Raw genomic sequence first — 19,442 nt, forward strand, 5'->3', positions numbered from 1 at the left:
CCCTGCGTTGATTACAGATCGAAGGCGTCACCGTCGATCTCGGGCGGTTTTTCCAGCGGCAGCACGAAGCGGAAGCTGGCGCCGCCGTTGGCGCCGTTTTCCGCCCAGATGCGGCCATCATGCACTTCAATAATGGCACGGCAAATCGCTAACCCCAAGCCGACGCCGGGGATCGCCGACTCTTTATTGCCGCGTGAAAACTTGTCGAAAATCAGCTGCAGCTGATCGGCGGGGATGCCGGGGCCGTTATCCCAGACCTCGACTTCCAGCCACTCGGGCAGCGTGCGCGCGCGAATGCCGATGGTGGCCTCGGCGCCGGCGTATTTATTGGCGTTTTCCAACAGGTTGGTGAACACCCGTTCCAGCAGGCTGCCGTCGCAGTTGACCAGGATCTGTTCCGGCGGCAGCTCGACCACGATCGGATGCTGGCTGAGCAGCGGCTCCAGCATGTGCAGCGAGGCGCCGACGATCTCTTCCAGCGACTGCCACTCTTTGCGCAGGCTGAAACCGCCGGACTGGATGCGCGCCATATCCAGCAGGTTGTTCACCAGCCGGGTGGTGCTCAGCACCTGCTGGCGGATCTGGCTGGCCTGGGTGGCGTGATTGGAGCCTTCGGCCGCCAGGTCCAGCGTGAGGATTTCCGCCTGGCCGAACAGCACGGTCAGCGGCGTGCGCAGATCGTGCGACAGCGCCGCCAGCAGCGAGTTGCGCAGCTGTTCGCGCTCGGCGTCCAGCTTGGCTTCTTCGGCGCTGCGCGCCAGGTGCAGCCGCTCCAGTGCGCTGGCGATCAGCACCGCGAAGGTCTGCAGCAGCCGCTGCTGTTCCGGCACCATCAGCTGGCGCAGGTTGTTGGGCTCGATCGCCAGCAGGCCGAAGGTCTGCTTGGGGGTATTGAGCGGCAGCAGCTGGTAAGGCACGCCGGGCAGGGTGTCGGTGCCGGCACCTGCCGGCAGGCCTTTGTCGAAGCTCCAGCGCGCGATGGCTTCATCAACCGACAGCAGCCCGCCTTCCTCGCCGACCATCTGTTGCAGGCGGCCGTCTTCCTGCGGCAGCAGCAGCACGGTTTTCGCCTGGAAACTGCTGGAGAGGAAATGACGGCTGGTGTTGGCGATGTCGGCCACGGTCAGCGCGCGGCTCAGCCCGCGCGACATTTCGTACAGGTGACGCGCCCGCTGCTCGCGGTAGCGCGCCACCCGGGCCTGATAACGCACCCCGGCGGTCAGGTTGCCGATGATGATGCCGACGGCGAGCATTACGCCGAAGGTCAGCAGATACTGCATATCGCTGACGGCGAACGACCATTCGGGCTGGACGAAGAACAGATCGAAGCTGGCGACGTTGATCACCGCCGCCAGCACCGACGGCCAGCGGCCGAAGAACAGCGCGACGATCGCCACGCCGAGCAGATAGATCATCACCAGGTTGGCCTGATCGAAGCCCGGCAGCAGCCACTGCGAGAGCAGGGTGATCAGCGCGCACAGCGCCACCGCCACCGCGCAGCCGCGCAGCTGCATGCGCCATTTCTCATTGAAGCTGCGGCCGTCGTGCTCCTTGCCCGGCGGCGGCTGCGCGGCGTCGTTCTCCAGCGCCACGATCACCAGATCGAGATCCGGGCCCAGCCGGCCGAGGCGATCGGCGAAGCTGCCGCGCAGCTTCCAGCGCTGTTCGCTGCGGCGGCCGATGATGATTTTGCCGAGGTTATGCTCGCGGGCGTAGCGCAGCACCGCGCGCTCTTCGGACGGATCGGCCAGGGTGGCGGTTTCTGCCCCCAGCTCCTGCGCCAGCCGCAGCGCGCGCAGAATGGCGCGGCGCTGGTTTTCCGGTAGCCGGTGCAGCTTGGGGGTTTCCACGTAGACCGCATGCCAGTGGCAGCCGAGCCGCGCCGCCAGCCGGGCGGCGATGCGCACCAGCTTTTCGTTGCCGCTGTTGTGGCCGACGCACAGCAGAATGCTGTCGCGGGTGTGCCACACTTTCTCGCGCCCCTGGGTATCGCGAAACTCGCGCATCTGATCATCGACCCGATCGGCGGTGCGGCGCAGCGCCAGCTCGCGCAGGGCGATCAGGTTGCCTTTGCGAAAGAAGTGCTCGATGGCGCGCTCGGCCTGACCGGGAATATACACTTTGCCTTCGTGCAGCCGCCGGCGCAGATCGTCCGGCGGCAGATCGACCAGCACCACTTCGGTGGCTTCGTCAAACACGTGGTCGGGCACCGTTTCGCGCACCCGCACGCCGGTCACGCCGCCCACGACGTCGTTCAGGCTTTCCAGATGCTGCACGTTGACGGTAGTCAGCACGTCGATGCCGGCGTCCAGCAGCTCTTCCACATCCTGCCAGCGTTTGGGGTGGCGCGAACCCTGGGCGTTGCTGTGCGCCAGTTCGTCCATCAGCACCAGCGCCGGGTGGCGCGCCAGCGCGGCGTCGAGATCGAATTCATGCACCAGCCGGCCGCGATGCTGGATGCGTTTTTGCGGCAGCAGCGACAGGCCGTCGAGCAGGGCGGCGGTCTCGCTGCGGCCGTGGGTTTCCACCACGCCGACCAGCACGTCCAGCCCCTGAGCGCGCAAACGCTGGGCCTCCTGCAGCATGGCGTAGGTTTTGCCCACGCCGGCGCAGGCGCCGAAGAATACCTTCAACCGGCCGCGCGGCTTTTCATTGGCCAGCGCCAGCAGGCTATCGGGATCGGGGCGCTGCTGCTCTTCTTCGACCATGACAATTCCTTGTGTTACCAAGCAAAAAGGGGTTCGGCATGCCGAACCCTATCACTATGCTGAATACGGCGCGTTACTTCAACGCATCCAGCGCCAGGTTCAGCTTCAGCACGTTGACCACCGATTCCCCCATGAAGTTGGGCGTGGCCCGATCGGTGTTGTCTTCGATCAGTTTGGCGACCTGTTCCGGCGGCAGATGACGCGCCGCCGCGACCCGCGCCAGCTGATATTGCGCGGCGGCGATCGAGATCTGCGGATCCAACCCGCTGCCGGAGGCGGTCAGCAGATCGACCGGGATCGGGCCGCTCATTGCCGGGTTGGCTTGGCGCAGCTGCGCTGCGCGTTCGGCGATAGCCTTATCCTGCGCCGGGTTGGTGGCCGCCAGGTTGCTGCCGGCGGAGGCCTGTGGATTATAGGCCGAATCGCCGGTGGCCGACGGGCGGCCCCAGAAATAGTCGGCGCGCGTAAAGTTCTGGCCGATCAGCGCGGAGCCGACCGCCTTGTCGCCTTGGTACAGCAGCGAGCCGTTGGCCGCGGCCGGAAACAGCAGCTGCGCCAGCCCGGTGGTCAGCAGCGGATAGGCGATGCCGGTGATCAGCGTCAGCAAAATCAGCATCACCAGCGCAGGTCGTAAATAAGTCATGTTCATTTCCCTCAATGGTTAACCGGCGACGTGCAGCGCGACCAGGATCAGGTCGATCAATTTGATGCCGATGAACGGCACCAGCAGACCGCCGACCCCGTACAGCCACAGGTTGCGGCGCAGCAGGGCCGCGGCGCTCATCGGTTTATAGCTCACCCCTTTCAGCGCCAGCGGGATCAGGAACACGATCACCAGGGCGTTGAAGATCACCGCCGACATGATGGCGGAGGCGGGGGAGTGCAGGTGCATCACGTTCAGCGCGTTCAGCTGCGGGTAGGTGGCCGCGAACGCCGCCGGAATGATGGCGAAGTATTTGGCCACGTCGTTGGCGATGCTGAAGGTGGTCAGCGAGCCGCGCGTCATCAGCATCTGTTTGCCGATGTGCACCACTTCGATCAGCTTGGTCGGGTTGGAATCCAGATCGACCATGTTGCCCGCCTCTTTGGCGGCCTGGGTGCCGGAGTTCATCGCCACCGCCACATCGGCCTGCGCCAGCGCCGGGGCGTCGTTGGTGCCGTCGCCGGTCATCGCCACCAAACGGCCTTCTCCCTGATACTGGCGGATCAGCGCCAGCTTGGCTTCCGGCGTGGCTTCCGACAGGAAATCGTCCACCCCGGCTTCGGCGGCGATCGCCGCCGCGGTCAGCGGGTTATCGCCGGTGATCATCACCGTTTTGATGCCCATCTTGCGCAGCTCATTGAAGCGTTCCTTGATGCCGCCCTTGACGATATCCTTCAGCGCCACCACGCCCAGCACCCGGGCGCCTTCCGCCACCACCAGCGGCGTGCCGCCGGTGCGCGCCACGCTTTCCACCAGATCGTCCACCGCCCGCGGGAAGTGGCCCTGATTGGTTTCGACGTGGCGGCGAATGGCGTCCACCGCGCCTTTGCGGATCATGCGCTCCTGCACGTTGACGCCGCTCATGCGGGTCTGGGCGGAGAAGGGCACGAAGGTGGCGTTCAGCGCCTGCAGATCGCGTTCGCGCAGGTTGAAGCGCTGTTTGGCCAGCACCACGATGCTGCGGCCTTCCGGCGTTTCGTCCGCCAGCGAGGCCAGCTGCGCGGCGTCCGCCAGCTCTTGCTCTTTCACGCCCGGCGCCGGCAGGAACTCCGAAGCCTGGCGGTTGCCCAGCGTGATGGTGCCGGTTTTATCCAGCAGCAGCACGTCCACGTCGCCGGCGGCTTCCACCGCGCGGCCGCTGGTGGCGATCACGTTGGCGCCGAGCATGCGGCTCATCCCGGCCACGCCGATGGCGGACAGCAGTCCGCCGATGGTGGTGGGGATCAGGCAGACCAGCAGCGCGACCAGCACGGTGATGGTGACCACGCTGCCGCTGCCGGCCGCTTCCACGCTGTATTGCGAGAACGGGAACAGGGTGGCGGTGGCCAGGACGAACACGATGGTCAGCGCCACCAGCAGGATAGTCAGTGCGATCTCGTTCGGCGTTTTGCGGCGTTTGGCGCCTTCCACCATGGCGATCATGCGATCGAGGAAGGTTTCCCCCGGGTTGACGCTGCACTGCACCACCAGCCAGTCGGACAGCACGCGGGTGCCGCCGGTGACCGAGGAGAAGTCGCCGCCGGACTCGCGGATCACCGGCGCGGATTCGCCGGTGATGGCGCTTTCATCCACCGAGGCGCCGCCTTCCAGCACTTCGCCGTCGCACGGGATGGTATCGCCGGCTTCCACCAGCACGATATCGCCTTTGCGCAGGCTCTCGGCGGCCACTTTCTCCGTGGCGCCGTCGCGGCGCGGGCCGGCCAGCTTTTTCGCCCAGCTGGTTTTCTTGGTGCCCTTCAGGCTTTCCGCCTGGGCCTTGCTGCGCCCTTCGGCCAGCGCCTCGGCGAAGTTGGCGAACAGCACGGTGAACCACAGCCACAGGGCGACGCTGCCGGTGAAGGCGGCGGCGCCGTCGGTTTGGCCGGTGAGGATCGCCAGCCAGATGGCGGTGGTCAGAATGCTGCCGATATACACCACGAACATCACCGGGTTGCGCCATTGAACGCGAGGGTCCAGTTTTTTCACCGCATCGATCAGCGCGGTGCGCACCAGAGCCGGTTCAAACAGCGCGCGTTGTTTGCGAGTCATCTCTTATTCTCTCTCTGTGACGTCGATTAGTTTGCCAACCAAAGCTGCAAATGCTCGGCCACCGGGCCCAGCGCCAGCGCCGGCACGAAGGTCAGCGCGCCCACCAGCAGCACGGTGCCGATCAGCAGGCCGATAAACAGCGGCCCATAGGTCGGCAGGGTGCCGTTGCCCGCCGGCTGGCGCTGCTTGGCGCTCAGCGAGCCGGCGATCGCCAGCACCGGCAGGATCACCCCGAAGCGGCCGACGAACATGGCGAAGGCCAGCAGCAGGTTGTAGAACGGCGTATTGACGCTCAACCCGGCGAAGGCGCTGCCGTTGTTGTTGGCGGCGGAGGACAGGGCATACAGCACTTCGCTGAAGCCGTGGGCGCCCGGGTTGAGGATGCCGGCGCGGCCCGCGTCGGTGCCGATGGCCAGCGCGCTGCCCAGCAACACCAGCGTCGGCGTGACCAGGATCGCCAGCGCGGTCATCTTCATGTCGTAAACGTCGATCTTCTTGCCCAGATATTCCGGGGTGCGGCCGATCATCAGACCGGCGATAAACACCGTCAGCAGCACGAACAGCAGCATGCCGTACAGGCCGGAGCCGACGCCGCCGAACACCACTTCGCCGATCTGCATCAGCCACATCGGCACCATGCCGCCCAGCGCGGTGAAGGAGTCGTGCATGGCGTTGACCGCCCCGCAGGACGCGGCGGTGGTGACTACCGAGAACAGGCTGGTGGCGAGAATGCCGAAGCGCGACTCTTTGCCTTCCATATTGATGTTGCTGTCGGCGCCCAGCGCGCTCAGGTGCGGGTTGCCTGCCAGCTCGGCGACCATCACCGCCACCACCGCCGCCACGAAGATCAGCGCCATCGCCCAGATCAGCGTATGGCCCTGGCGGTTTTCACCGGCCAACTGGCCGAAGGAGAAGCACAGCGCGCAGGGGATCAGGAAGATGGCCAGCATCTGCACGAAGTTGGTCAGCACGGTTGGGTTCTCGAACGGGTGCGCCGAGTTGGCGCCGAAGAAGCCGCCGCCGTTGGTGCCGAGCATCTTGATCGCTTCCTGCGAGGCCACCGGCCCCATCGGCAGCGTCTGCTGCGCGCCTTCGAGCGTGGTGACGTGCAGGTAAGGCAGGAAGTTTTGCAGCGTGCCCTGGCTGACGAAAAACAGGGCGATCAGCAGCGCGATCGGCAGCAGCACATACAGCGTGATGCGAAACAGATCGGCCCAGGCGTTGCCGACGGTATTGCCGGCGCGGCGGGTAAAGGCGCGGATCAGCGCAAAGGCCACGGCGATGCCGGTAGAGGCGGAGACGAAGTTCTGCACCGCCAGCCCGGCCATCTGGCTGAAATAGCTGAGGGCGCTTTCGCCGCTGTAGGCCTGCCAGTTGGTGTTGGTGACGAAGCTGACGGCGGTGTTGAGCGCCAGATCCCAGGAGAGGCCCGGGAAGCCTTGCGGGTTGAGCGGCAGCGAGCCCTGCGTCATCAGCAGGGCGAACAGCAGCGCCAGGCCGAGCAGGTTGAACGCCAGGATCGCCAGCGCGTACTGCCACCAGTTCATCTCGGTGGCGCGGATGCCGCAGGCGCGCCAGACGCCGGCTTCTACCCCGCGCAGCGCAGGCAGCGGTTCACCTTCGATCAGGCGCGCCATAAAGCCGCCCAGCGGCCGGGCCAGCAGCAGAAGCACCAGCAGGAAGCTGGCGATCAGTAAAAAGGCTGAAGCCGCCATCAGAAATCCTCCGCGTTAAACAGGGCGTAGACCAGATAGGCCAACAGCAGCAGAACCAACAGCGCACCACCAATAACGCTGAAACTCACGGGACACCTCCAGAGGTGTTGTTTTTGATAGAGGCAGTGTAGGGAGAGGGGTAGAAAGAAGATGAAAAAATCGCGCGGGCGGGTGTAAAAAAAGTATAAAAATGGCTGAAATTTCAGCGAAAATTTAGCATTTCAATCATCAGGCCGGTGGCGAAAGGGGGCTTGATGGGGGAATGAGAACGGGCGTAAGCGGGAAATAATGAACCAGATAATAACCACAATGTAACCCATGTTTAGTTAAAAATTAACCTGGGTGTAACAAAATTACGAATCGCGGCGGAGATTAGCGATTTTTTGTGCGATTTAGTGGTCGGATGAGTAGTAAACTTTCATCAAGTGCGCTAAAATTTTGTCCAGTTACCAAATTACCGATTGTTCATTTGATACGCCGACGCCGTTTTCCCTGACAAATCAACGGCAGGCGTTTTTAGGAGGTTCGCATGTCTACGACCTATCACGCTTATTCACTGCATCGGATTCTCCTGCGCCGCAGCGCAGTGGTTATCGCGGGCATTTTGGCCCTGCCGGTGATGCTGTTCCGCAGCGATCGCGGGCGTTTTTACAGCTACCTGCACCGCGTCTGGTCAAAAACCAGCGATAAGCCGGTCTGGCTGCAGCAGGCGGAACTGGCGTCCTGCGATTTCTACTGAGCCACTGCCGATTCACGAAAACCCTCGCCCTGCGGCGAGGGTTTTTTTATGCCTATAGCCGGCCCTATCAAGCGCAAGGTCGTATTCGGCAAGCCATTCTTCTACACTTTCCTCATCGGTCAACAACACGGGAGAGCGGTATGAGCGACAAGATCCCTATCGGCATCAGCGCCTGTTTACTGGGCGACGCGGTGCGTTTCGACGGCGGCCACAAACGGCTGGCCTTTGCGGTGGAACAGTTGGCGCCCTATGTGCGCTTTGAGCCCGTTTGCCCGGAAATGGCGATCGGCCTGCCTACGCCACGCCCGGCGCTGCGCTTGGTGAAGCAGGCGCAGCCGTGGCCGGCGATGCGCTACAGCAACGACGCCGGCGTGGATCTGACCGAGGAAATGCGCGGCTTCTCCGCGCAGCGCGTGGCGGCCTTGCAGCATCTGTGCGGCTATATCGTCTGCGCCAAGTCGCCGAGCTGCGGCCTGGAGCGGGTGCGGGTCTACAGCGAAAACGGCAAGGACTCGCGTAAAAACGGCGTCGGGCTGTTTACCGCCGAACTGCTGCGCCAGATGCCGTGGCTACCGGTGGAAGAAGACGGACGTTTGCAGGATGCGGCACTGCGGGAAAACTTTATCGAGCGGGTGTACGCGCTGTACGAGTTGAACATGCTGTGGCGCCAGGGGCTGACCCGCGGCGGGCTGATCGCGTTTCACAGCCGCTACAAGCTGTCGCTGCTGGCGCATTCGCAGCCGGCGTATCGCGAGCTGGGGCGCTTCGTCGCCGATATTCACCGCTGGGACTCTCTGGAGGCCTTCGCCGTTGAATACCGCAGCCGCCTGATGGCGCTATTGGCGCACAAGGCAACGCGCCGCAACCACACCAATGTGTTGATGCACGTGCAGGGCTATTTCCGCCGTCAGCTCAGTACGGCGCAGCGCCAGGAGCTGGCGCACCTGATCGACCGCTACCGGCAGGGCATGCAGCCGCTGCTGGCGCCGATCGCGCTGCTCAAGCATTACATGGCGGAATACCCCGATCGCTATCTGGCGGAACAACGCTATTTCGAACCTTATCCGGAGGCGCTGCGTTTGCGTTACGGCCATTGATTGACAAGGAGTTTTATGACCACGCATCTGGTCTGGTTGCGTAACGATCTGCGTATCACCGACAACAAAGCCCTGCACGCCGCCTGCAGCGATCCCGAAGCCCGGGTGCTGGCGGTGTTTATCGCCACACCGCAGCAGTGGCGGCAACATGAGATGGCGCCGCGGCAGGCGGCGCTGATCCACGCCAGCCTGCAGGCGGTGCAGCAGGCGCTGGCGCACAAGGGCATTGCGCTGCATTGCCATTCCTGTGCGGACTTTGCCGCGTCGATCGACTGGCTGGCGGACTATTGCGAGCGAGAGCAGGTGGATGCGCTGTTTTACAATCGCCAGTACGAACTGAACGAACGGCGGCGCGATGCGCGGCTGGAACAGCGGTTGAGTGGCCGGGTGAGGTGTCACGGTTTCGATGACAGCCTGCTGTTGCCGCCGGGCAGCGTACTCACCGGCGGCGGCGAGATGTACAAGGTCTATACGCCGTTTCGCAACGCTTTTCTTCAACGCCTGACCGAGTCCGACGTGAGCTGCCTGCCGGCGCCGAAGACTCGCGCCGGTGGCGCGTTGCCTGCGCCTGAAGCGCCGGCGGCGTTCGATTACCCTACGGCGGAGACTGGGGATGGCTATCCCGCCGGCGAGGAGGCCGCGTTGCAGCGGCTGCGCGCCTTTTGCCGCGAGCAGGTGCAGGATTACCTCCGGCAGCGCGATCTGCCGGCCCTCGCCGGCACCAGTAGCCTGTCGCCCTATCTGGCGATCGGCGCGCTGTCGCCGCGCCAGTGCTTCAACCGCCTGCGCGCCGAATGCCCGCAGCTGCTGGAAGATCGCGAAAGCGGTGCCTTCGCCTGGCTCAACGAGCTGATTTGGCGTGAGTTCTATCGCCATCTGCTGGTGGCCTATCCCGATCTGTGCCGCCATCGGCCGTTTATTGCCTGGACGGACAAGGTGCGCTGGTGCGATGACGCGGCGAAGCTGCACGCCTGGCAGCGGGGCGAGACCGGCTATCCGATCGTCGATGCCGCCATGCGCCAGCTGAATGCCACCGGCTGGATGCACAACCGGCTGCGCATGATCAGCGCCAGTTTTCTGGTGAAGGATCTGTTGATCGACTGGCGTGCCGGGGAGCGCTATTTCATGTCGCAACTGCTGGATGGGGATCTGGCGGCCAACAACGGCGGCTGGCAGTGGGCGGCATCCACCGGCACCGACGCCGCGCCGTATTTCCGCATCTTCAACCCGACGACTCAGGGTGAACGTTTTGATCCACAAGGCACTTTTATCCGTAAATGGTTGCCGGAACTGGCGGATGTGCCCGACAATGACATCCATCATCCCCATCGCTGGGCGGAAAAGCAGCGATGCACGCTGAACTACCCGCTGCCGATCGTCGATCATAAGCAAGCCCGTCTGGAGACGCTGGCGGCGTTCGAGGCGGCGAAACGGGGAGAGTCTTGAGGCAACTGCAAGGAGCGACGCAATGATGAAAAAGGTGCTGGCCCTGTGCCTGAGCGGCTATTCCGCGCTGGCGATCGCCGGCTTTGACGTGGTGGCGCTCGGCGTCGACGGCGGCGTCAGCGACGGCAATCTGACCTCCTACCTGATCCGCAGCGACAATCAGCCGCGGTATGTGGCGCTGGACGCCGGTTCGCTGCTGCCAGGCATCGCCAAAGGGCTGGAGAAGGGCAGCTTCCCGCAGGTGACGCCCGAGCTGGCCGCGCCTTACACGCCGCAGGGCTATGTGTTCCGGCAGTTGATCGGCAGCTACTTTATCAGCCACGGCCACCTGGACCACGTGGCGGGGCTGATCCTCGGCTCACCCGAGGACAATAAAAAAACCGTTTACGCCCAGGCGGACACGGTACTGACCCTGCGTAATCACTACTTCAACTGGAAGGCGTGGCCGAACTTTACCGACGCCGGCAACGGCTCGCGGCTGGGCACCTACCGGCTGCAAACGGTGCGGCCGCAGCAGCGGTTTACCCTCGGCCTGACCGGATTGACCGGCGTGATGTACCCGCTTAGCCACGATCGCTATCCGTCGTCGATGCTGCTGATTTCCAACGGCAGCGAGTTCTTCGCCTACTTCGGCGATACCGGGCCGGATAAGGTCGAGCAGTCGCGCGATCTCGATACCGTCTGGCGCGCGCTGGGGCCGCTTGTCGAGCAGAAGAAGCTCAAGGGCATGATTATCGAAACCTCTTACCCTAACGGGGTGGAGGATAAACATCTGTACGGCCATTTGACGCCAGCCTGGCTGCTGAAGGAGCTGAAGAACCTGACGCAGTACAGCGGCGGCGAAGGCTCGCTGAACGGTTTGCCGGTGGTGATCAGCCACATCAAGCCCAGCCTGAAGCAGGGCGAAGACACGCGCGCCGCCATTGCGCAGCAGCTGGCGCAGGGCAACGATCTGGGCGTGAAATTCATCCTGATGGCGCAGGGCGACCGGCAGACATTTTGACTATGAAGAGAGAAGAGAATGCGTAACCTCGATCTGGAACAACTGATCAACACGGAACTGAACGCCGCGGCGTTTCAGGACTACGCCCCCAACGGATTGCAGGTAGAAGGCCGCCCGCACGTGCAGCGCATCGTGACCGGCGTCACCGCCTGTCAGGCGCTGCTGGACGCCGCGGTGGCGCATCAGGCCGACGCGATTATCGTGCACCACGGTTATTTCTGGAAAAACGAGGTGCCGGCGGTGCGCGGCATGAAGCGCAACCGCCTGAAAACGCTGCTGACCCATGATATCAACCTGTATGGCTACCACCTGCCGCTGGACGCGCATCCGGTGCTGGGCAACAACGCGCAGCTGGCGCAGACGCTGGGCATTCGGGTGATTGGCGACGTCGAGCCGCTGGTGCCGCACGGCGAATTTGAACAGCCGCTGACCGGCGAAGCGCTGCAGCAGCGTATCGAAAACCGGCTGGGGCGCGCGGTGCTGCACTGCGGCGATAACGCGCCTGAGCACATTCGCCGGGTGGCCTGGTGCACCGGCGGCGGCCAGGGCTTTATCGACAGCGCGGCGCGCTTCGGCGTCGATGCGTTCATCAGCGGTGAAGTGTCTGAGCAGACCATTCACAGCGCGCGCGAAATGGGCGTGCATTTCTTCGCCGCCGGCCACCACGCCACCGAGCGCGGCGGCGTGAAGGCGCTGGGCGACTGGCTGGCGCAGCACCACGGCTTTGATGTGACCTTTATCGACATCCCGAATCCCGCCTGATTTTTTTCTTCCCCGGATCCAGCCCGGCCTGTGCGCCGGCTGAATCCTTCTATCGCGCTATTTCCTTATTTTCCCTATGGTTGCGTTCTATTGACAGCCGGGGCCGCGTCACGCATAACTGGTGTGTTTTTCATCGCGATAATAATAAGGAGAATAAGGGTGCAACAAGCACGTTATTACCTGTTGGGTGAAAGAGCGGTAGTGCTTGAACTGTTGCCGCCGGTGACCTTACCGAGCCAGCAGCGCATCTGGGCGCTGGCGGAAAAGCTGAATCACCACCCCGACGTGCGGGAAGTGGTGCCGGGGATGAATAACCTGACGCTGTTGCTGCATACGCCGCAGGCCGACGCGATGCTCGCATTGCTGCAGCAAGGTTGGGAAAGCAAAGAGAGCCTGACGCCGGAATCGCGCCAGGTGGATATTCCGGTGGTCTACGGCGGGGAGCAAGGCCCCGATCTGGATGAAGTGGCGCGCCATACCGGCATGACGCCGCGGCAGGTGGTGGAATGCCACGCGGCGGCGGCCTACGTGGTCTATTTCCTCGGCTTTCAGCCGGGCTTCTCCTATTTGGGCGGCATGCCGGAACAGCTGGCGACGCCGCGCCGCGCTGAGCCGCGTCTGGCGGTGGCGGCCGGCTCCGTCGGCATCGGCGGCGGCCAGACCGGCATCTATCCGCTGGTGACGCCCGGCGGCTGGCAGCTGATTGGCCGCACGCCGCTGGCGCTGTTCAATCCGCATGAAATGCCGCCGACGCTGCTGCGCCCGGGCGATAACGTGCGCTTCGTGCCGCAGAAGGAGGGCGTATGCTGATTATTCTGCGTGCCGGCATCTATACCACGGTGCAGGATTTGGGCCGCGAGGGATTCCGCCGCCTGGGCATCAGCACCGGCGGGGCGCTGGATCAACCGGCGCTGAAGATCGCCAACCTGCTGGTGGGCAATGCGCCGGAGGCCGCCGGGCTGGAGATCACCCTCGGCCAGTTCAGCGCCGAGTTTACCCGCCCTGGCTGGATCGCCTTGACCGGTGCCGGCTGCGACGCGCAGCTGGACGGCAAGCCGCTGTGGACCGGCTGGCGCTACCCGGTGAAAAAGGGGCAGCGGCTGGCGCTGGGCACGCCGAAACGTGGCATGCGCAGCTACCTGGCGGTCTCGGGCGGCATCGCCGTGCCGGAAATGCTGGGATCGTGCAGCACCGACATGAAAGCCGCCTTTGGCGGCCACGAGGGCCGTAATCTGAAGGACGGCGATCGGCTGCCGCTGGGCAAATCCACCGCGCTGCCGCAACACCGCTGTGGCGTGAAGCAGCTGCTGTTCACCAACCGCATCCGCGCGCTGCCGGGGCCGGAGTACGCCGAATTCAGCGAAGAGGCGCAGGACACGTTCTGGCGCACCGCCTGGCAGCTCAGCCCGCAGAGCAACCGCATGGGCTACCGCCTGCACGGCGGTACGCCGCTGGAGCGCACCACCGATAGAGAGATGCTGTCGCACGGCCTGCTGCCCGGCGTGGTGCAGGTGCCGCACAACGGCCAGCCGATCGTGCTGATGGCCGATGCGCAAACCACCGGCGGTTACCCGCGTATCGCCTGTGTGATCGAGGCCGATCTCTACCACTTGGCGCAGATCCGTCTCGGCGAACCGATCCACTTCGTTCTCTGCTCACTGGCCGAGGCGCAGCGCGCCAAAGCCGAGCAGGATCTCTTCCTTCGACAGATTGCCTGGGGGTTACATGATCGTTGATTTGAACGCCGATCTCGGCGAAGGCTGCGCCAACGACCAGGCGCTGTTGCAACTGGTGAGCTCGGCCAACATCGCCTGCGGCTTTCACGCCGGCGATGCGCAGACCATGCGTCAGTCGGTGCGCTGGGCATTGCAGTACGGCGTGGCGATCGGCGCCCACCCGAGTTTTCCCGATCGGGAGAACTTCGGCCGCACCCGCATGCAGCTGCCGCCGGAAACGGTGTACGCGCAGGTGGTGTATCAGCTCGGGGCGCTGGCGGCGATCGCCCGCGCCGAGGGCGGGGTGATGGTGCACGTTAAGCCGCACGGCATGCTGTACAACCAGGCGGCGGTTGAGCCGGCGCTGGCGGAAGCGATCGCCCGGGCGGTGCAGGCGGTCGATCCGGCGCTGCGGCTGGTGGGGCTGGCCGGCAGCGAGCTGATTCGCGCCGGGGAACAACTCGGTCTGACCACCCGACAGGAGGTGTTCGCCGATCGCGGCTATCAGGCCGACGGTACGCTGGTGCCGCGCGGTTTGCCGGGGGCGCTGATTGAGGATGACGAACAGGCGCTGGCGCAAACGCTGGAGATGGTGCGCCATCACCGGGTGCGCAGCGTGGATGGCGTCTGGACTGCCGTTCAGGCGGAAACCGTCTGCCTGCACGGGGACGGCGAGCATGCGCTGGCGTATGCGCGCAAGCTGCGGGACAGTTTTGTTCAGCAGGGCATCCGCGTCAGCGCGGAGCAGTAAAGCAATAAAGCAATAAAGCAATAAAGCAAGACACAACATCACAAGCAAAAAACTATTAGAAAATATCGAGGGAAGACTATGGAACAGGCCGTGAATCTCTGGCCACTGATCGGCATCGCCGCCATCGTGGTCGGGTTTGTATTGCGTTTCAACCCGGTGCTGGTGGTGATCGCCGCCGGCATCATCACCGGTTTGGCGGCGCTGATGCCGCTGGACGTCATTCTGGAAAAGCTCGGCGAGGGTTTTCTCAACACCCGCAACCTGCCGCTGATCCTGCTGTTGCCGCTGGCGGTGATCGGCCTGCTGGAGCGCCACGGGCTGAAAGAACGGGCGCAGGCGTGGATCGCCAGGATCAAAAGCGCCACCGCCGGCCGTCTGCTGATCGTCTACCTGTTCGTGCGTGAGATTACCGCGGCGATGGGGCTGACCAGCCTGGGCGGGCATCCGCAGATGGTGCGGCCGCTGCTGGCGCCGATGGCGGAAGGGGCAACGGAAAACCGCTACGGCGAGCTGCCGGAGCGCACGCGCCACCGTTTGCGCGCCATGTCGGCCGCGACCGACAACGTCGGGCTGTTCTTCGGCGAGGATATCTTCGTCGCCTTCGGCGCGATCATCTTCATGCACAACTTTATGCTGGAGTCCGGCGGCATTCAGACCGAGCCGCTGCATATCGCGCTGTGGGGCATTCCGACCGCGATTTTCGCTTTCCTGATCCACGCGTTCCGGCTGTATCGGATGGATAAGCAGCTGAGCGCCGAGCTGGCGCAGCTGAATCAGGCGGCGCTGCAGGCGAAGGGGGAGGCACGATGAACTTCCAGCAACAATATCTCTACTGGCTGGCCGGCGCGGTGCTGCTGATTGTGGCGGTGATGTCCTTCCGCGATCGCGCCAACCCGCGCCGCATCACCACCGGGCTGTTTTGGGGGCTGTACGGCCTGGTGTTCCTGGTCGGCGACTGGACTTACCGCCTGCTGGGCGACGTGCTGGGCGAGGGCAGCAACGAAAAACGCATGCTGCACATCATTGTTGGCGTGGTGGTGGTGGTGATGGCCCTGATTGCCGGCTTTGGCGGTGTGCGCCTCGGCAGCTATCATCAACGGACGCCGCAGGAGCGCGAGGCCAGCGCCAAGCGCCTGGGCAACAAGCTGTTTATTCCCGCTCTGGCAATCCCGGTGGTGACGGTGATCGGCGTGCTGTTGTTCAACAACGTGCCGGCGTTGCAAAGCGCGGTATTCGGCAGCGGCAACCATGCGACGCTGATCACCCTGTTCTCGATGACCGTCGGCTGCCTGATCGGTCTGGCGATCGCGGTGAAAATGACCCATGAGAAGGCCCTGCAGCCGATACAGGAAGCGCGGCGCCTGCTGGATTCGATCGGCTGGGCGTTCATTCTGCCGCAGATCCTCGCCACGCTGGGGCTGCTGTTTACCGTCGCCGGCGTCGGCACCGCGATCTCGCATTTGACCCAGGAGTATCTGGCGGTGGATAGCCGCTTTATCGCCGTGGCGGTCTACGCTATCGGTATGGCGGTGCTGACCATGGTGATGGGCAACGCCTTCGCCGCTTTCCCGATCGTTACCGCCGGCATCGGCATTCCGATCCTGGTGTTGCAGCACGGCGGCAACCCGGCGGTGATGGCGGCGATCGGCATGTTCTCCGGCTATTGCGGCACCCTGATGACGCCGATGGCGGCGAACTTCAACATCGTGCCGGCGGCGCTGCTGGAGCTGCCGGACAAGAATGCGGTGATCAAGGCGCAGGTGCCGACCGGCGTGCTACTGCTGTTGGTTAACGTGTTCCTGCTGTATTTCCTGATGTTCCTGTAGGAGTAAGGATGCAAAAAGTATTGATTACCGGCTTTGAGCCGTTTGGCGGCGAGCGCCTCAACCCCTCCTGGGAAGTGGTGAAGCAGCTCAATGATATGGAGCTGGTCGGCACGCGCATCGTGGCGCGCCAGCTGCCGTGCGTGTTCGGCGCGGCGCTGGATGCGCTCAATGCGGCGATCGACGAGGTGCAGCCGGTGATGGTGCTGGCTATCGGCCAGGCCGGCGGCCGCACCGACATCACGATTGAACGGGTGGCGATCAACGTCGACGATGCGCGTATCCCCGACAATCAGGGGCAACAGCCGGTGGACGAGCCGATCGTCGCCGGCGGCCCGGCGGCCTATTTCAGCACCTTGCCGATTAAAGCGATGGTCAGTTCGATGCGCGAGGCCGGCATTCCGGCCGCCGTTTCGCAGACCGCCGGCACCTATGTGTGCAACCATGTCATGTATGGCCTGCTGCACCGTTTGAGCGGCCAGCGCGAGGTCAAGGGCGGGTTTATCCATATCCCGTACCTGCCGGAACAGGCGGCGGCGCACCCCGGCGCGCCGAGCATGGCGGCCTCGACGGTGCTGTTTGCATTGGAGCTGGCCGTTTCCATCGCTTTGCAGGTGGAGCACGATCTGAAAGTGGTGGGCGGCGCGACGCATTAATCAAGAAAATCCCCGGCGTAGCGCGCTGCGCCGGGTCTACGTAAGGAGTGGTCTATGCCGGAAGGACCGGAGATTCGCCGGGCGGCGGACAAACTGGCGGCGGCGGTGATCGATCAGCCGCTGACCGCCGTCGATTTCGCTTTTCCCCAGCTGAAACACTACCGCCAGCGTCTGCTCGGCGAGCGCATCGTCGCCATCGAGCCGCGCGGCAAGGCGCTGCTGACCCATTTCTCCAACGGGCTGACGATGTACAGCCACAACCAGCTGTACGGCGTGTGGAAAGTGGCGGCGGCCGGGGAGACACCGGAGACCCGGCGCGATCTGCGGGTGCGGCTGGAAACCGCCCGCAGCGCGATATTGCTCTACAGCGCTTCCGACATTACCGTCGGGCCGCGCGAGGAGATAGAGCAGCACCCGTTTTTGCAACGCATCGGCCCCGACGTGTTGGACATGTCGTTGACGGTGGAAGATGTGGCGGAGCGGTTGCTGACGCCGCGTTTTCGCCGCAGGCAGCTGGGCGGCATGCTGCTCGACCAGGCGTTTCTTGCCGGATTGGGTAACTATCTGCGCGCCGAAATCCTGTGGCAGGCCGAACTGGCGCCGCAGCACAAACCGCAGGATCTGCCGCCGGAGGCGCTGCGCCGCCTGGCGGACGCATTGCTGGCGGTGCCGCGCCTTTCCTACCAGACGCGCGGGCAGGCGGATGACAACCGGCATCACGGCGCGCTGTTTCGCTTCAAGGTGTTTCATCGCAGCGGCGAGCCTTGCGAACGCTGCGGTGGGATGATCGTGCGTACCGAACTGTCGTCGCGGCCGTTTTATTGGTGCCCGGGCTGCCAGAAATAACCAAAAAAAACGCCGCCCGAAGGGGCGGCGCGGTGCGGTTTCAGCCGGGAAAGCGGCTTACTTGTTTTTCAGCTGGGATTTGAAATCGCGTTCGGCATAGCCGGTGTACAGCTGACGCGGACGGGCAATTTTGATGCCTTCGTCGTGCATTTCGTTCCAGTGGGCGATCCAGCCGATGGTGCGCGCGATGGCGAAGATCACGGTGAACATGGAAGAAGGAATGCCCATCGCCTTCAGGATGATGCCGGAGTAGAAGTCGACGTTCGGGTACAGTTTCTTCTCGATGAAGTACGGGTCGTTCAGCGCGATGTGTTCCAGCTCCATCGCGACCTGCAGCAGGTTGTCGTCCTTCTTGTTCAGCTCTTTCAGCACTTCGTGACAGGTTTCGCGCATCACGGTAGCGCGCGGATCGTAGTTCTTGTACACGCGGTGGCCGAAGCCCATCAGGCGGAAGGAGTCGTTCTTGTCCTTGGCGCGCTTGATGAATTCCGGAATGTGCTCGACGGTCTTGATCTCTTCCAGCATTTTCAGCGCCGCTTCGTTGGCGCCGCCGTGTGCCGGCCCCCACAGGGAGGCGATGCCGGCCGCGATGCAGGCGAACGGGTTGGCGCCGGAAGAGCCGGCGGTGCGCACGGTAGAGGTAGAGGCGTTCTGCTCATGGTCGGCGTGCAGGATCAGGATGCGATCCATGGCGCGTTCCAGCACCGGGTTCACCACGTACTCTTCGCACGGGGTGGCGAACATCATGTGCAGGAAGTTGCCGGCATAGGACAGATCGTTGCGCGGGTAAACGAACGGCTGGCCCAGGGAGTATTTGTAGCACATCGCCGCCACGGTCGGCATTTTGGACAGCAGGCGGAACGCGGTGATTTCACGGTGACGCTCGTTGTTGACGTCCAGCGCATCGTGGTAGAACGCCGCCAGCGCGCCGGTCACGCCGCACAGCACCGCCATCGGGTGCGAGTCGCGACGGAAGCCACGGAACAGATGGGTGATCTGGTCGTGGATCATGGTGTGGCGGGTGACGGTGGTCTTGAAGGTCTCGAACTCTTCCGGCGTTGGGGTCTCGCCGTACAGCAGGATGTAGCACACTTCCAGGTAGGAAGATTCTTTCGCCAGCTGCTCGATAGGGAAGCCGCGGTGCAGCAGCACGCCTTTGTCGCCGTCGATGAAGGTAATCTTGGATTCGCAAGAAGCGGTGGAGGTAAAGCCGGGATCAAATGTGAAATAACCTTTGGAACCCAGAGCGCGGACATCGAGGACATCAGGGCCCAGTGTCGGTGTCAATACGCCCAGTTCGATCGGAGCTTCGCTGTCGTTAATGGTTAGCGTCGCTTTCTTATCAGTCATTTACTGTCTCCTTAGCGCCTTATTTTAAAAACCACTAACAACTGAAATACCTTAAATCTCTGCAGGTTGCCCGCAAAAAAATGGTGCGGACGCTAACTCT

At 63.6% G+C, this 19,442-nt stretch carries 18 protein-coding genes; 12 read left to right on the forward strand and 6 right to left on the reverse strand.

The annotated features are described in order from the left end of the window. Positions 1-11 precede the first annotated feature (11 nt). From kdpD to SSARUM_RS05780, 5 genes are all read right to left on the reverse strand, one after another. Positions 12-2,708, reverse strand: coding sequence for a two-component system sensor histidine kinase KdpD (gene kdpD, locus SSARUM_RS05760; RefSeq protein ID WP_060429663.1), 2,697 nt, complete (start codon positions 2,706-2,708; stop codon positions 12-14). Between the two features lie 73 nt (positions 2,709-2,781). Next, on the reverse strand, positions 2,782-3,351 hold the full coding sequence (gene kdpC / locus SSARUM_RS05765; RefSeq protein ID WP_060387812.1) for a potassium-transporting ATPase subunit KdpC: 570 nt from the start codon (positions 3,349-3,351) through the stop codon (positions 2,782-2,784). An 18-nt stretch (positions 3,352-3,369) separates the two neighbouring features. Further along, complete coding sequence (kdpB, locus tag SSARUM_RS05770; RefSeq protein ID WP_060387384.1) at positions 3,370-5,439, reverse strand: potassium-transporting ATPase subunit KdpB; 2,070 nt, start codon at positions 5,437-5,439, stop codon at positions 3,370-3,372. A gap of 26 nt (positions 5,440-5,465) precedes the next feature. Further along, a complete protein-coding gene (gene kdpA, locus SSARUM_RS05775) occupies positions 5,466-7,154 on the reverse strand; it encodes a potassium-transporting ATPase subunit KdpA (protein WP_039566930.1) in 1,689 nt (562 codons plus the stop codon). Then, positions 7,154-7,243, reverse strand: coding sequence for a K(+)-transporting ATPase subunit F (locus SSARUM_RS05780; RefSeq protein WP_016928742.1), 90 nt, complete (start codon positions 7,241-7,243; stop codon positions 7,154-7,156). Before SSARUM_RS05780 ends, kdpA begins: the two co-directional genes overlap by 1 nt. A gap of 440 nt (positions 7,244-7,683) precedes the next feature. Between SSARUM_RS05780 and SSARUM_RS05785 the strand changes: the two genes are divergently transcribed. The 12 genes from SSARUM_RS05785 (at position 7,684) to nei (ending at position 17,992) form a co-directional block, all read left to right on the forward strand. After that, positions 7,684-7,893, forward strand: a complete 210-nt coding sequence (locus SSARUM_RS05785) for a YbfA family protein (RefSeq protein ID WP_004939916.1) — start codon at positions 7,684-7,686, stop codon at positions 7,891-7,893. 140 nt (positions 7,894-8,033) lie between these two features. Then, a complete protein-coding gene (locus tag SSARUM_RS05790; protein ID WP_033647169.1) occupies positions 8,034-8,990 on the forward strand; it encodes a YbgA family protein in 957 nt (318 codons plus the stop codon). Positions 8,991-9,005: 15 nt separating this feature from the next. Next, complete coding sequence (gene phrB / locus SSARUM_RS05795) at positions 9,006-10,436, forward strand: deoxyribodipyrimidine photo-lyase (RefSeq protein WP_060429665.1); 1,431 nt, start codon at positions 9,006-9,008, stop codon at positions 10,434-10,436. Between the two features lie 22 nt (positions 10,437-10,458). Beyond that, positions 10,459-11,439 carry an MBL fold metallo-hydrolase gene (locus tag SSARUM_RS05800; RefSeq protein ID WP_060431686.1) on the forward strand — a complete coding sequence of 327 codons (981 nt, stop codon included), beginning with the start codon at positions 10,459-10,461 and terminating at the stop codon, positions 11,437-11,439. Between the two features lie 18 nt (positions 11,440-11,457). Next, on the forward strand, positions 11,458-12,201 hold the full coding sequence (locus SSARUM_RS05805) for a type 2 GTP cyclohydrolase I (protein ID WP_060429669.1): 744 nt from the start codon (positions 11,458-11,460) through the stop codon (positions 12,199-12,201). Positions 12,202-12,360: 159 nt separating this feature from the next. Then, positions 12,361-13,011 carry a 5-oxoprolinase subunit PxpB gene (pxpB, locus tag SSARUM_RS05810; RefSeq protein WP_089185370.1) on the forward strand — a complete coding sequence of 217 codons (651 nt, stop codon included), beginning with the start codon at positions 12,361-12,363 and terminating at the stop codon, positions 13,009-13,011. After that, positions 13,005-13,937 carry a 5-oxoprolinase subunit PxpC gene (gene pxpC, locus SSARUM_RS05815; protein WP_039566927.1) on the forward strand — a complete coding sequence of 311 codons (933 nt, stop codon included), beginning with the start codon at positions 13,005-13,007 and terminating at the stop codon, positions 13,935-13,937. The genes pxpB and pxpC overlap by 7 nt, the downstream gene beginning before the upstream one ends. Further along, positions 13,927-14,667 (forward strand): 5-oxoprolinase subunit PxpA, encoded by a 741-nt coding sequence (gene pxpA / locus SSARUM_RS05820; protein ID WP_033647161.1) that lies wholly within the window; start codon positions 13,927-13,929, stop codon positions 14,665-14,667. The genes pxpC and pxpA overlap by 11 nt, the downstream gene beginning before the upstream one ends. 78 nt (positions 14,668-14,745) lie before the next feature. Next, positions 14,746-15,477: a DUF969 domain-containing protein gene (locus SSARUM_RS05825; protein WP_015376970.1), complete on the forward strand. Its 732-nt coding sequence runs from the start codon at positions 14,746-14,748 to the stop codon at positions 15,475-15,477. After that, positions 15,474-16,493 (forward strand): DUF979 domain-containing protein, encoded by a 1,020-nt coding sequence (locus SSARUM_RS05830; protein ID WP_060429671.1) that lies wholly within the window; start codon positions 15,474-15,476, stop codon positions 16,491-16,493. The genes SSARUM_RS05825 and SSARUM_RS05830 overlap by 4 nt, the downstream gene beginning before the upstream one ends. An 8-nt stretch (positions 16,494-16,501) precedes the next feature. Further along, the gene (gene pcp, locus SSARUM_RS05835) at positions 16,502-17,146 is read left to right on the forward strand and encodes a pyroglutamyl-peptidase I (protein ID WP_033655163.1); all 645 of its coding nucleotides are present in this window, start codon (positions 16,502-16,504) and stop codon (positions 17,144-17,146) included. A 54-nt stretch (positions 17,147-17,200) separates the two neighbouring features. Further along, complete coding sequence (gene nei / locus SSARUM_RS05840) at positions 17,201-17,992, forward strand: endonuclease VIII (RefSeq protein WP_039566925.1); 792 nt, start codon at positions 17,201-17,203, stop codon at positions 17,990-17,992. A gap of 57 nt (positions 17,993-18,049) precedes the next feature. Here nei and SSARUM_RS05845 read toward each other — a convergent pair whose 3' ends face one another. Next, the gene (locus SSARUM_RS05845; RefSeq protein ID WP_016928730.1) at positions 18,050-19,342 is read right to left on the reverse strand and encodes a citrate synthase; all 1,293 of its coding nucleotides are present in this window, start codon (positions 19,340-19,342) and stop codon (positions 18,050-18,052) included. Positions 19,343-19,442 lie beyond the last annotated feature (100 nt).

It is taken from the genome of Serratia sarumanii, from assembly GCF_029962605.1.
Classification (GTDB): domain Bacteria; phylum Pseudomonadota; class Gammaproteobacteria; order Enterobacterales; family Enterobacteriaceae; genus Serratia; species Serratia sarumanii.